We start from the raw sequence: 14460 nt of genomic DNA, 5'->3' as shown, positions 1-14460 counted from the left end.
GCCAGTACCCATCTAACGAGAATACAATATGACCAATACGCCTGAGAATCTTATCGCCGATGGCTACCATGCCCTTGATGGCGCTTGGTTGGAGACTGAACCGGAAGTATATGCGGCATTGAGCGCGATGCTTAGCGAGCCACCTGCCGGGGCTTTTTTGACCACGCTGTCAGTGACGGCCAATACTCAGGCCAATCTCACGTTTCCATTTGCTGCTTCGGAAAATGTGTCGGTCTATGATGAGCAAGGGCATTTATTAACTACACTGCCTCAAGCCGAAGATGGCTGCTGGAAGTTACCGCCTTTGGCGATGGGTTACTACACCCTGCGCAGTGATGCTGGGCAAGTATGCTTGATTGCCGCACCACGCCGCACGTTTGAGCATCCGGTTTTGGCTGAAGGCAAGCGCCTCAGCGGCGTGACGCTACAGCTTTATAGCTTACGCAGTGAGCGTAACTGGGGAATTGGTGATTTTGCAGATTTGGATGAGGTGGTAGAGAATTTTGCCGCCAAAGGCGTTGATTTTATCGGCATTAATCCACTGCACGCTTTGTTTGGTGCCGATCCTGAAGGTGCTAGCCCATACAGCCCTGCGTCGCGTTATTGGCTCAATCCGGTTTATCTCGATGTAGATAACGTCGCGGCTTTTCGCGCCAGTGAAGTGGCGCAAAAATGGTGGCAAGGCACAGAGACGCAGCGCTTACTCAAGCAGGCGCGTGATGGCGACTGGGTGGATTACACTGCCGTTTGGACGCTGAAAAATGAGGCGCTATCGTTGGCGTGGGAAACGTTTTGCAGTGATGATCGCTTTAATGATGAGCGGGACACATTCGCTGCTTTTTGTACCGCACATGGTCGCTCACTACAGCATTTTGCGCTGTTCCAAGCACTCGATAACCATTTTGCATCGACCAGTGGCTGGCTTGGCTGGCCGGAGGAATATCGTGATGTGAATAGCGATGCGGTTGCTGCTTTTATTAAGGAACATCAGGACGCGATTGATTACCGCTGCTGGCTGCAATGGCTACTGCATCAGCGCCTCGGCACCATTCAGCGCACGGCATTAAAGCAAGGCATGAGCCTTGGCCTTTACGGGGACGTCGCCGTTGGTGCGGCACGCGGCAGTGCGGATGTGTGGTTCGGGCGTGAGCAATACGCATTGGACGCCTCAATTGGTGCACCGCCCGATGCATTCACTCCGCTGGGGCAAAACTGGCAATTGCCACCGCTCAACCCGCGCATCATGCTCGAAGATGGCTGCGCTGCCTGGCAGCGCTTGCTGCACGAAAATATGCGCCATTATGGGGTGCTGCGTATTGATCACGTCATGGCACTGTATCGGCTGTGGTGGGTTGCGTTTGGTGAGAGCGCTGCGCACGGTGCGTATGTGCATTATCCGATTGAGCAGATGATGGCGATTCTCGCTTTGGAAAGCCAGCGCGCGAAGTGCGTGGTGATTGGCGAAGACTTGGGTATTGTGCCGCCGGAAGTACGTACCCTGCTCGATGAATACGGCGTCTATACCTATAAAGTGGCCTATTTTGAGCAGGACAGCATGCCGGATGAGTATCCATCGCGCTCACTCGCGACCCTTGGGACGCACGATTTGCCGCCGCTTGCCGGTTATCTGCGCCACACCGATCTCGATGTATTACATCAACTGATGATGATTGATGATGAAGGCTACCGTGAACTGACCACTGCACGTAAGCAAGAGCTACAGCACTTGCTGCGTATCGCTGAAAGTAGCGATGAGGAAGATAATCAGGGGCTACATATCCGCCTGATGCAGGCGTTGGCAATTGGTGGTGCACAGCTGGTCAGCGTGCAGCTGGAGAACTTGTTTGGCATCAGTGCCTCAAGCAATATTCCAGGCGTCGTCGAGGGCTACCGTAACTGGCGATTAAAAATGCCGGCGGCGGTCTCTTCCCTGCAAGACGGCAATTTGTGGCACACTATCAGCGCTGCCCGCCGCACTGCCGAGGAGGTAACGATGGCTCATGCAATATCAGACTACGACCGTCATCAGATTGACAATGCGTTCTTCGCGCGCTTGCAAGATCCTTTTTCATGGCTCGGCGTTCACCATAGTAATGATGGTGCGATCGCACGCATTCTTGCCCCCGGCGCTGAACGGGTGCACATACTGACAGATGATCATGCCTATGCGTTAAAGCAAGTTGATGATCGCGGTTTCTTTATTGGCTGCTTGCCACATTGGACGAATACCTACCGCTTGCACATTACGCGCAATGGCGAAAGCATCAGCGTTGATGATCCCTACCGTTTCACCAGTGCTTTGAGTGAATACGATTTGTGGTTGCTTGGTGAAGGCCAGCATTTGCGCCCTTATGAGCAGCTTGGCGCGCACCCGATGGCGCACCAAGAAACCGCAGGCGTGCGCTTTGCCGTCTGGGCGCCAAATGCGCAACGCATTTCGGTTGTCGGTGATTTCAACGGCTGGGACGGTCGCATTCACAGCATGCGTAAGCACAGCGGCAGTGGTGTGTGGGATATTTTTATTCCCGACGTTGAGCTTGGTGCGAAATATAAATTTGAGCTACTGGACGCCAATGGTGCGATCCGCCTCAAGGCTGATCCGTACGCATTTGCCGCCGAATTGCGCCCTGATACCGCCTCGATTGTCCGCGGCTTGCCGCCGAAAGTTGAAGTGCGTGCGGAGCGTGAGCACGCCAACCAGCGCGACGCGGCAATGAGCACTTATGAAGTGCATCTAGGCTCGTGGCGACGCAATACCGAAAATCATTACTGGCTCAATTACGACCAAATTGCCGATGAACTGATTCCATACGTGCAGGAAATGGGCTTTACCCACATCGAGCTGCTGCCGATCAGTGAGTTTCCGTTTGATGGCTCGTGGGGCTATCAGGCAACCGGGCTTTATGCACCAACGGCACGGTTTGGCGACCCCGAAGGATTACGCCGCCTGATCGCACGCGCGCACGATGCCGGTATTGGCGTGTTACTCGATTGGGTCGTCGGGCACTTCCCGACTGATGACTACGGCCTTGCCTTGTTTGACGGCACACACCTCTATGAACATGCTGACCCGCGCGAAGGCTATCATCAGGATTGGAATACGCTGATTTACAACTTTGGGCGCAATGAAGTGCGCAATTTCCTTGTCGGTAGTGCGCTGTATTGGATTGAGCGCTTTGGCTTCGACGGCCTGCGCGTCGATGCTGTAGCTTCGATGATCTATCGTGACTACAGCCGCAAAGATGGTGAGTGGATACCTAATCAATACGGCGGGCGCGAGAACCTTGAAGCGATTGACTTCCTGCGCCGCACCAATGCCGTCTTGCATGAGCAATGCCCACAGGCCATGGTCATCGCTGAAGAATCGACGTCATTTCCCGGCGTGACCCATTCGAGCCAGGATGGCGGCCTCGGCTTTACTTTTAAATGGAACATGGGCTGGATGAACGATAGCTTGCGCTACATGCAGCTCGACCCGATTTATCGCCAGCATGAGCACCATTTGATGACCTTTGCCATGGCCTATCAATACAGCGAATCGTTTGTTTTGCCGCTGTCGCATGATGAAGTCGTGCACGGTAAGCGCTCGCTGATTGGGCGTATGCCCGGCGACTGCTGGCAGCAATTTGCCAATCTACGTGCGTATTACGGCTTCATGTGGGGGCACCCGGGTAAAAAGCTGCTGTTTATGGGTGATGAATTTGCCCAAGGCCGTGAGTGGAATGAAGACGACAGCCTTGATTGGTTCTTGCTCAGCGAAGAGCATGGCCCGTGGCATCGCGGTATGCAGCGTTGGGTGGCTGATCTCAATGCTGTGTATCAAAACCATAGTGCGTTATTTGCCGGTGATGATGACCCAAGTGGCTTCCAGTGGCGCGTAGTTGATGACAATGCGCAATCAGTGTTCGCATTTGAGCGCATCCACGGTAACCAACGCCTATTGATCGTGGTGAACATGACGCCGGTGGTACGCAATGGCTACCGCATTGGCGTTGGCGCAGCGGGTGCTTACCGCGAAATTCTCAATTCAGATGCCGATATTTATGCTGGCAGTGGGCAAGTCGGTAATGGTGGTATCGTCCATACTGACGCAGTACCAGCACACCATGCAGGACAATCACTTGAGCTCAATATTCCCGCACTTGGCGCATTGTATTTCTTACACGAGTCCGTATAAGTTATGAAAAAACAAAGTTACACACTCTTGTCTCTGCTCATTTTGGCTGGCTGCGCCGTATCTGATCATCGCCTTGATGAAGCCGGTATCTTTTGGCGCCCGTATTTTGAGAATGACGGCAGCTTGCAGGAAATTAGCTATGTTGAAATTGTTCAGCCCGGTCAATCTGCTCAAGCAGCGGTCAGGCGTGGTCAGCATATCGGTGAAGCACGGCGTAAAGTGCCCTTAGAGGGGGATTTATATACACAAGAGCTTATCGGGCCTGTCTATGCTTCAGGTATTAAGCCCAATGATGTCGTCATCAGTACCATTATGCTTAATGGCGATACGCAGCAGCCGGTTAGCATGTACGAAGATGACGCGGCCATGGCTCAGCTAAGGCAGGCGCACAATATCACCGTCTATACTCAGGGTGAGGGCATTCTTGAAACCATCCGTTATCAATCTCAAACTCCTATCTGCACTGCTTTTGAGCAAGGTGATGTGATTTCTGTGAGAAGCGTCACTAATTACTACGAGAGCGACAAAGCATTACTTGCGACGGTGATCGAAAGCAAGATTGACCGCAACGACTACCGCATCACCAAGCAAGATATCCTGCGCCACAATTACGACGCAGACATTAATAACCAAGACGTGAGCAAGACCAATCAGCAGGATGTTGCCAAGCAAGTACGCATTCTTGCCGGCGAAATTTGCGGCATTCAGCACCATCCTAAATTTAACCCTTCTTCAAGGTAAATAAATGACCGAATACACCGTACTCAGCGGCCTATCCGCACCGCTTGGCGTAACCCTTGATCATCAGCACGGGCAGGACGGCATCAACGTCGCACTGTACAGCGAACACGCCAGCGGCGTTGAGCTATGCCTGTTCGATGCCGATGGCAACGAAACCCGGTTGCCAATCACCGAGCGCGCCAACCATATCTGGCGTGGCTTCGTGCCCAATGTTCAAGCTGGTCAGCTTTATGGCTTCCGTGTTCACGGTGAGACCAATCCTGAACAGGGTCATTATTTTAATCCGCAAAAGCTGCTGTGTGATCCTTATGCTAAAGCGCTGGTGGGTCATCCAAGCTACGGCAGCGATGAAGAGCGCCTGTGGTATCACCACGCAGATCCTCGCGACAACGCTGATAAAGCGGTTAAATCCATCGTCGTCGCTAATGATGATTTTGATTGGGAAGGCGATCAGCGCTTGCGTACACCTTGGCCCAAGACGGTTATCTACGAGATGAGCGTCAAGGGCATGACCGCACGCCATCCGGACGTGCCGGAGCATGAGCGCGGCACCTTTGCCGGGCTTGCGCACCCAAGTGTGATTGCATACCTGAAAGATTTGGGCATTACTGCGGTTGAGTTGTTGCCCGTTACCCACCACCTCGATGAAGCGCATTTACAAGCCCATGGCCTGACGAACTATTGGGGCTATAACGTACTCGGGCATTTTGCGACCGACCCACGCTACGCTACTGATGGCAACAGTGTTACGGCAATCAATGAATTCAAAGCAGCGGTTAAAGCGCTACACGCCGCCGGTATCGAAGTGATTATGGACGTGGTTTATAACCACACCGCCGAGCAAGGTATTGATGACCCGATGTTCTGCCAAAAAGGCATCGACAACGCCAATTATTACTGGCTGACACCGGAAGGTTATTACGAGAATTGGTCTGGCTGCGGTAATACCGTCAATGCCGCCAAAGTGCACACCACGCGCTGGATTACTGACAGCCTGCGCTATTGGGCTGAAGAGTGCCATGTGGATGGCTTCCGCTTCGATCTTGGCAGTGTGCTTGGTCGTACACCTGCATTCAGCCAAGAAGCGGCATTTTTCCAAGCGATTTATCAAGATCCGATCTTAAGCGAATGCAAAATGATTGCCGAACCGTGGGATATTGGCCTAGGTGGTTATCAGCTTGGCGCATTTCCCGGCCGCTTTGGTGAGTGGAATGACCGCTATCGCAATGATATGCGCCAGTTCTGGCTGCATGAAAGTGGCAACCTTGGCGCCCTATCGACGCGCATTGCCGGTTCATCAGATATCTTTAACCACAATGACCGCCCAGCACATGCCAGCATCAACTTCATTACCGCACACGATGGCTTTTGCCTGCAAGATCTCGTCAGTTATAACGAAAAACACAATGAAGCCAATGGCGAAGACAACCGCGACGGCCATAATGAGAACATCAGCTTTAACCATGGTGTGGAAGGTTTTAGCGATGATCCGGCTATTAATGATGCCCGAGAAGCCAGTGCACGGGCGTTACTTGCGGCACTGTGCTTGAGTAATGGCACGCCGATGTTGCTGGCCGGTGATGAAATCGGGCATACCCAGCAAGGCAACAATAATACTTATTGTCAGGACAGCGAGCTGACGTGGCTGAACTGGAATGAAGCCAATCTTGAGCGTAGCCAGTACGTACGCGAACTATTGGCCGTGCGCCGTGAAATTGCTGCATTTAGTGGTCATGATGATTGGTGGCATGCGGAGAATGCCGAGTGGCTGAATTGCAACGGTGAGGCGATGAAAGATGAAGATTGGCAAAGCGCTGATACTAAAGCATTGCAATTGTTACTGGATCAGCAGTGGCTGCTACTGATTAATGGCAAAAAAGCGCCCCAAACATTCCAGTTACCCGAAGGTAATTGGCAGCCAAAACTTGAATACGGTTGTGCCGTTTACAACGACTCTACCTACAGCACTGATGGGATTGGCATAACAGTACTAAAAAAATAATATTTTAAACAATGTATTAATATTATTAAGGACTGTTTTTAAATATGAAATGCCTAAAATGGTATAATATATATAGTCAATAAGTACATGAGGATATAACTATGCGTAGCGCCCGAGAAATCCAACAGATTGCTGATGACACACTGGTTTTGATTTTGGCGGGCGGACGCGGTTCGCGCTTGCATGAGTTTACCGATAAGCGCGCTAAGCCCGCTGTTTATTTTGGCGGCAGCTGGCGCATTATCGATTTTCCATTATCCAATTGCCTAAACTCCAACTTATTGAAAATTGGCGTAATTACGCAGTACGCTGCGCACTCACTGCTGCGTCATCTTCAGCGTGGGTGGTCCTTTTTGCCACATGAGCGCGGCCAATTTATCGACATGCTTCCCGCCCGCCAGCAGCTTGATGATCATACTTGGTATCGTGGTACTGCAGATGCGGTCTATCAGAATGCCAAAGTAATGCGCTCACATTACCAGCCTAAATATGTGGTTATTCTCGCTGGCGATCACATCTATAAGATGAACTACATGAGTATGCTGCTTGATCATATCGATACAGGTGCGAAATGTACGGTAGGCTGCATTGAAGTGCCGCGGCATGAAGCGCATCAGTTCGGCGTTATGGCTATTGATGAAGACTACAAGGTGACCGACTTCATGGAAAAGCCGGATAACCCACCAACGATTCCGGGCAATGACCAGCAATCTTTAGCCTCTATGGGTATTTACGTCTTCGATGAAGATTATCTCTATCAGTTGCTGATTGAGAATGTGAAGGACGATAAGAGCCAGCACGACTTCGGTAAAAATATTATTCCACATGCATTGGCAGATGGTGGCCTGTACGCCCATCCTTTTGAGCGTTCTTGCGTGCATGGTGATAATGAACCAGTTTATTGGCGTGATGTTGGTACTATTGATAGCTATTGGCAAGCGAATATGGACCTGATCAGTGAGGAATCGCCACTGGATTTGTTTGACAGTAAATGGCCAATCCGTGCGACATTCCCTCAAAATACGCCAACACGCTATTTTTTCAATAAAAACAGTCAGGCTTCTATCACTAATGCGCTGATTCCTGGTGGGAATATCGTACATAATAGTGATATTCGCAGCTCAATTCTGTTTAATGGTATTGAAGTGGCAGATGGTTGTCGTATTGAAGAAAGTATTATTTTGCCACAGGTCAAAATTGGTAAAGGCTGCACACTCAAGCGCTGCATTATTGATCATGAGTGCGTCATTCCAGATGGCATGGAAATTGGCGTTGATCATCGGCTCGACCGCCAGCGCTTCCGCGTTAGTGAGGGCGGCGTTACATTGGTAACGACATCAATGCTGGAGGCATTATCTCAATCATGAATATTTTGCATGTTGCATCGGAATGTTATCCGCTGATTAAGACTGGTGGTTTAGCTGATGTGGTCGGTGCTTTGCCTTGGGCTCAGGCTCAAGCCGGCCATGATGTACGCCTGGTTTTGCCGTACTATCCAAGTGTAGCCGAACAACTTCCCGATGCGCCGATTATCCGTGAGCTGTCTACTTTTGCAGGCGGCGTTGCACTGCGCAGTGTGGACTATCATGGCGTGAGATTATATTTGATTGATGCCCACCACCTTTTTGCGCGTAAAGGTAACCCTTATCACGATGCGAACTATCATGATTATGCAGATAATGTGTATCGCTTTGCCCTGTTAGGCTGGTTTGGCGCAGCACTCGCAGCGGGTATGGATGAATGGTGGGGCTGTGCGGACGTTCTGCATGCGCATGATTGGCAAGCCGGGCTTGCCTGCGCCTATCTCGCGCATTGGCAAAGCCCGGTCAAGCGGATCTTTACGATTCACAACTTGGCTTATCAGGGGCTTTTCGATGCCGCACATGTTCCAGAGCTTGCCCTGCCATGGCGAATGTTTGATGTTCACGGGCTGGAATTTAATGGTCAGCTATCGATGCTCAAAGCAGGGCTCTACTACGCTGATGAGATCACTACAGTCAGCCCTTCTTATGCGCAGGAAATTACCCATATTGAAGGCGGTTGTGGCTTGCATGGCCTACTTGCTGAGCGTGCCGGACAGCACCGCTTGCACGGCATTTTAAATGGTATTGATCCGGGCATATGGTCTCCTGAGCATGATCCTGCCATAACCCATCACTACAATGCTCGCCAGCTCGTTGCCAATAAACGTGCGAATAAACTGGAGTTGCAGCGCTTTTTTGGTCTTGAAGAAGATAAAAATGCACTGCTTATGATCCTTGTTTCACGTTTAACCGAGCAAAAAGGTATTGATTTGCTATTGGCGGCTTTGCCGACGATGCTGGATATGGGCAATACCCAGTTTGCCATACTCGGCAGCGGCGAGCCTGCATTGAGTGAAGCATTTGAAGGCGCGGCAGCGGCTCATCCGGGTCGTATTGGTGTGTATATTGGATATGACGAAGCACTGTCTCACCGCATGATGGCTGGTGGTGATTTGATTGCTGTCCCGAGTCGTTTTGAACCATGTGGATTGACCCAGCTTTACGGAATGGCTTATGGCACATTGCCGTTAGTACGTCGTATTGGTGGGTTGGGTGACAGTGTGCTTGATGGTCGTACAGGGTTTGTTTTTGATCAAGCAACTTCGAGCGATTTAGTGGACGCTTATCAGCGTGCAGTGGATATTTGGCTGCAGCCGCGTAAATGGCAGACGATGCAGCGCCGTGCAATGGGTGAGGATTTTGGCTGGCACAAAGCAGCACAGCAATATCTCGCCTTGTATGAGAAATAAGTGTTTGTGTGTTGAAACAACATCATTCAATTCATTATTTTCACGCTTTTTGCTCATCTTTTATCGTGATTAACGCAGAAAACATGGATGGAATATGACAAATAGTACATATTTTCCGCATCTTAAATTCCTATAAATTTCATATAATTATTTTCCAAATAATTATTAATCAAATTTTTAAAATCCCTTCCTTTCCTTGATTTTCGGCACAGTATGAATTTCAGTTAATCCTGCTATGTTAGGATTACGCGCTGATTTTACTTCGAAAAAAGGGAAAATTATGCCTCAAGGAAAACCCAGTCCACATGAACTACAAGAAGAAGTTTCGCTAGGCGATAAGCCGGCAGTTTCTTCTTTGCCACCGTTATGGATGGCGTTATTGCCGATTGTTCTGACGCTCGGCGTGCTGATGCTTCAGCTTTTTTATTTTGGCCATTTTGCGCCACATATTCCACTTGCTTTCGGTATTGCTTTTACTGCTTTAATGGGGCTCTATAACGGCACTTCTTGGGCGGAAACGCGCGAAGGTGTCTTCCACGTTATTCACGTTTCGATGCCGTCACTCGCGGTATTAATCGTGGTGGGGATGATCATTGGTGTATGGATTTCTTCCGGTACGGTGCCGGCTCTAATCTATTACGGCCTCGAATTGATTAGCCCACAATACTTCCTCGCAGCAGCAATGCTGGTTTGCGCTGTTATCTCCGTTTCTCTTGGCACCAGCTGGGGTACGGTTGGTACAGTAGGCCTCGCGTTGATGGGTATTGGTAGCGGCTTTGATATTCCGATGTATTGGACGGCTGGTGCTGTCGTATCTGGTGCATTTTTTGGCGATAAGATTTCACCACTTTCCGATACCACTAACCTTGCACCTGCAGTAACCGGTACCAACGTATTTGATCATATTCGCAATATGTTGCCAACCACAATTCCGGCAATGCTCATTGCACTGATCATATACCTTGTGGTCGGTTTCCAATTGGTTGGCAGTGGCAAAGTCTCACTTGAATCCATCAATGAAATTGTTGCGACACTTGAAGCGAATTTTAATATTTCGGTTTGGTTGCTGATCCCGCCAGTCGTTGTTTTGGTGCTTGCCTTGCTCAAGCAGCCGCCATTGCCGTCACTCTTTGCCGGTGTCGTCGTCGGTGGATTGGTCGGCATGGTGATGCAGGACAACGTGACAGTTAATAACTTGTTCGTCTATGCACAAAATGGCTACTCAATTGATACCGGCGTTGAGAATATAGATACGCTGCTTAATAAGGGTGGTATTCAGTCGATGATGTGGACGATTTCACTGATGCTGCTTGCCCTTGGCTTTGGTGGCGCATTGGAGCGTACTGGCTGCCTTGAAGCAGTGATCAACGCGATCATCACCAAGTTGCGCAGCTTTGGTGCAGTGCAGTCATCTGCAATCAGCACTGCATTCCTGACCAACATGATTGCTGGTGATCCGTACATCTCGATTGCATTGCCAGGGCGTATGTTTGCGCCACTGTATCGCGGTATCGGTTATTCGACCCTGAACTTGTCTCGTGGCCTTGAAGAAGGCGGTACGCTGATGAGCCCGCTGATCCCTTGGAATGCAGGTGGTGCTTTCTGTATTACCGCACTGGGCCTTGGCATTATCGATGGCTCAAATATGGAAAATCTACTCTATATTCCACTTGCTTTTGCTTGCTGGCTTGCACCTGTTATCGGTATCTTTTACGGCTTTACCGGCTTGTTCTCGCCCAAGGCGAGCGATGAGGAGCGCCGTGAATGGGCAGCCATGGAAGAAGATATAAAAGACTTGGGCGATCATGCTCTTGCAGATGATCAGGCAAAATAAGTTTTTATTTTGCACCCTCAGCCAGCCACTTTAGTGGCTGGCTTTTTTATATCGATATGTAACAAAATGCCGTGTTACGATAAGCACGCTTTTTTGTCAGGGACAAATACAGGAACACAATTAAATGAATGCTGTTTATTCATATCGTCAGCCAACTGCTGATGTGGCGTCAATAAAAAATGCGCTGGTCTATAAAATGATTTTTACCCTTGGCTGCGATCCGCGCAATGCCAAGCCGAGCAATTGGATGACTGCTGCTCAATATGTTGTGCGTGATCTTCTTGCCGAAAACTGGATTCGCTCACGCCGCGTACAGATTGATGAAAAGCATCGTTACGTCTATTACCTGTCGATGGAATACCTGATGGGGCGTACGTTGTCCAATGCATTGATCGCATCAGACGTTTACACCTTGATGCGTGATGCCTTCGACGAGTTAGGCATCAATTTTGATCAGGTCATCACTGAAGAACGCGATCCCGGCCTTGGCAATGGTGGTCTAGGTCGTTTGGCAGCCTGTTTCCTTGATTCATTGGCGACCCTGAAAATCCCTGCGATGGGTTACGGCATTCGCTATGAATACGGTATGTTCCGTCAGGAAATCGTCGATGGGCAACAAGTTGAACAACCTGATACTTGGCTTGAGCAAGGTTCACCTTGGGATTTCGTGCGCCCGAGTAAGCGGTATCGCATCCGTTTTGGCGGCTACGTTCAGGAAGAGCAAGGCAAGCAGAAATGGTATGAGGCCGAAGATATCATTGCGCTGGGTTTTGATGAAATTATTCCCGGCTATGACAATGGCTATGCCAATACCTTGCGCCTGTGGTCAACCCACGCCAGTGATATTTTTAACCTCGAGTCGTTTAACCGCGGCGATTATTTTGCAGCGATAGAAAAGCAAAATAGCTCGGAAAACCTGTCGCGCGTACTCTATCCGGATGACTCGACTGCGATTGGCCGCGAGCTACGCCTTAAGCAGGAATATTTTCTGTGTTCAGCATCCCTGCAGGACATCGTTGAGCGCCATTTACGGATGAATGAGAGCCTCGATAATCTTGCTGATAAAGTGGCTATCCACTTAAATGATACCCATCCGGCACTTGCTATTCCTGAATTGCTGCGCCTACTGATTGATGAGCACGGCTATGACTTTGAGCGTGCGTGGGAAATGGCGCAAAGTATCTTTTCTTACACCAACCATACCCTCATGAGCGAAGCGTTGGAAACATGGCCAGTAGATATGCTTGGCCGCTTGCTGCCCCGCCACCTAAGCCTTATTTTCCAGATCAACAAAGTATTTCTGGAAATGGTCAATGATCAATATCCCGGTGATATTGATCTGATTCGCCGTGTCTCATTGATTGATGAAAATGGTAGCCGTAACGTACGCATGGCATGGCTTGCCGTTGTGGGTTCGCATAAAATAAATGGTGTAGCAAAAATACACTCGGAGCTAATGCGCCAGTCAATCTTTGCTGACTTTGCGCGTATTTTCCCTGAGCGGTTTACCAACGTCACTAATGGCGTGACCCCTCGGCGCTGGATTGCACTCGCAAATCCACGACTCTCTGCATTGATTGATGACAAGATTGGTGATGGCTGGCGTAACAACTTGCCTGAACTCAAGGGATTACTTGAGTGGCAGAACGACAGCGAGTTTCAGCAGCAGATGGCAGACGTCAAGCGTGCCAACAAGCAGCGCCTAGCGGACTATATTCAGGAAACGATGGATATTACGGTCAACCCGGATGCGCTGTTTGACGTCCAAATCAAGCGTATCCATGAATACAAGCGCCAGACCATGAATGTATTGCACATTGTGCATCGCTATCAGCAAATTCTCGCCAATCCTGAGGCTGATTGGTTACCGCGTGTGTTCATCATCGCTGGTAAAGCAGCATCTGCTTACTATGCCGCCAAGCAGACTATTCATTTAATCAACGACGTCGCTAACGTCATCAATAATGACGAGCGTATTCGTAATTTGATCAAAGTGGTGTTCTTGCCAAACTATAGCGTCAGCCTTGCGCAAATCATCATCCCAGCAGCTGACTTGTCCGAGCAAATTTCTCTTGCCGGCACTGAAGCATCAGGCACCAGTAATATGAAGTTTGCTTTGAATGGTGCGCTCACCATCGGCACGCTCGACGGCGCTAACGTGGAAATTAAAGATGCCGTTGGCGACGACAATATTTTCATCTTCGGTAATACTGTGGACCAAGTTGAATCTATTCGTGCTAATGGTTATTTCCCGATGGATTATATGGATGGTGATAGCGAGCTGCGCAATGTTATCAAAGCGATCAGCCGTGGTACGTTCAGCCCTGATGAGCCAACTCGCTATGCCAACACGATTCAAGGCCATGGCGACTATTATCAGGCACTGGCTGACTTCCGTAGCTACGTCGATGCGCAACATCAAGTGGATCAGCGCTACCGTAACAAAGCAGCATGGCGCCAAGCTATGATCGCCAATATTGCACAGATGGGTTACTTCTCATCAGATCGCTCGATCAGTGACTACGCTGAAAATATTTGGCATATCAAGCCTATCGACGATATTCCACCTTTATTCAAATAACATAGGGCTAGTTAAGCCGCCGTTACGGCCCTGTCAGTGGGGCAATCTGGCGATAAGGTGCAGCTATTGCAGCTTATCGCCAGTATTACAGCCCTAACCACGCACGTGCAAAATAAGCAGCTTCTTTAGATATTGAACAAGCCGCTACCAGCTACCGAATTTGCTTCATAGCAACTCTCCACCATCACTGATGGTTGCAATGCGACCACCATCTGTACGCTGTCATTAAGAGCACTTCCCCTTTAATTAGTCCTATTGTTTATTATTATTGAATATTCTATTGGTTCAGTTTGTACAAATAAACCTAATAGTATATAGGTATGAATAAATAATATGCCATACCTGAATACAG

Annotated in this window: 7 protein-coding genes; all 7 read left to right on the top strand. The window is 49.6% G+C overall.

Annotated elements, in window-relative coordinates:
- Nucleotides 1–28: 28 nt before the first annotated feature.
- The 7 genes from glgB (at nucleotide 29) to KRX19_02380 (ending at nucleotide 14108) form a co-directional block, all read left to right on the top strand.
- A complete protein-coding gene (glgB, locus tag KRX19_02410; GenBank protein ID MBV7433866.1) occupies nucleotides 29–4177 on the top strand; it encodes a 1,4-alpha-glucan branching protein GlgB in 4149 nt (1382 codons plus the stop codon).
- A 3-nt stretch (nucleotides 4178–4180) separates the two neighbouring features.
- A complete protein-coding gene (locus KRX19_02405) occupies nucleotides 4181–4918 on the top strand; it encodes a hypothetical protein (protein ID MBV7433865.1) in 738 nt (245 codons plus the stop codon).
- Nucleotides 4919–4922: 4 nt separating this feature from the next.
- Nucleotides 4923–6920, top strand: a complete 1998-nt coding sequence (gene glgX / locus KRX19_02400; GenBank protein MBV7433864.1) for a glycogen debranching protein GlgX — start codon at nucleotides 4923–4925, stop codon at nucleotides 6918–6920.
- A 101-nt stretch (nucleotides 6921–7021) separates the two neighbouring features.
- Nucleotides 7022–8287: a glucose-1-phosphate adenylyltransferase gene (gene glgC, locus KRX19_02395; GenBank protein MBV7433863.1), complete on the top strand. Its 1266-nt coding sequence runs from the start codon at nucleotides 7022–7024 to the stop codon at nucleotides 8285–8287.
- Nucleotides 8284–9693 (top strand): glycogen synthase GlgA, encoded by a 1410-nt coding sequence (glgA, locus tag KRX19_02390; GenBank protein ID MBV7433862.1) that lies wholly within the window; start codon nucleotides 8284–8286, stop codon nucleotides 9691–9693. Before glgC ends, glgA begins: the two co-directional genes overlap by 4 nt.
- Nucleotides 9694–9973: 280 nt before the next feature.
- Nucleotides 9974–11527 carry a Na+/H+ antiporter NhaC gene (nhaC, locus tag KRX19_02385; protein MBV7433861.1) on the top strand — a complete coding sequence of 518 codons (1554 nt, stop codon included), beginning with the start codon at nucleotides 9974–9976 and terminating at the stop codon, nucleotides 11525–11527.
- A 124-nt stretch (nucleotides 11528–11651) separates the two neighbouring features.
- Nucleotides 11652–14108, top strand: a complete 2457-nt coding sequence (locus tag KRX19_02380; protein MBV7433860.1) for a glycogen/starch/alpha-glucan phosphorylase — start codon at nucleotides 11652–11654, stop codon at nucleotides 14106–14108.
- Nucleotides 14109–14460 lie beyond the last annotated feature (352 nt).

Source organism: Cardiobacteriaceae bacterium TAE3-ERU3, assembly GCA_019218315.1.
In the GTDB taxonomy this organism is placed as follows: Bacteria; Pseudomonadota; Gammaproteobacteria; order Cardiobacteriales; family Cardiobacteriaceae; genus JAHUUI01.
This window is presented reverse-complemented; position numbering and strand designations above follow the sequence as displayed.

Bases quoted from the DNA above. Each gene is read 5' to 3' on its own strand.
- nhaC (MBV7433861.1), top strand. From the start codon at position 9,974: ATGCCTCAAGGAAAACCCAGTCCACATGAACTACAAGAAGAAGTTTCG.
- KRX19_02405 (MBV7433865.1), top strand. From the start codon at position 4,181: ATGAAAAAACAAAGTTACACACTCTTGTCTCTGCTCATTTTGGCTGGC.
- KRX19_02380 (MBV7433860.1), top strand. From the start codon at position 11,652: ATGAATGCTGTTTATTCATATCGTCAGCCAACTGCTGATGTGGCGTCA.
- glgX (MBV7433864.1), top strand. From the start codon at position 4,923: ATGACCGAATACACCGTACTCAGCGGCCTATCCGCACCGCTTGGCGTA.
- glgA (MBV7433862.1), top strand. From the start codon at position 8,284: ATGAATATTTTGCATGTTGCATCGGAATGTTATCCGCTGATTAAGACT.
- glgC (MBV7433863.1), top strand. From the start codon at position 7,022: ATGCGTAGCGCCCGAGAAATCCAACAGATTGCTGATGACACACTGGTT.
- glgB (MBV7433866.1), top strand. From the start codon at position 29: ATGACCAATACGCCTGAGAATCTTATCGCCGATGGCTACCATGCCCTT.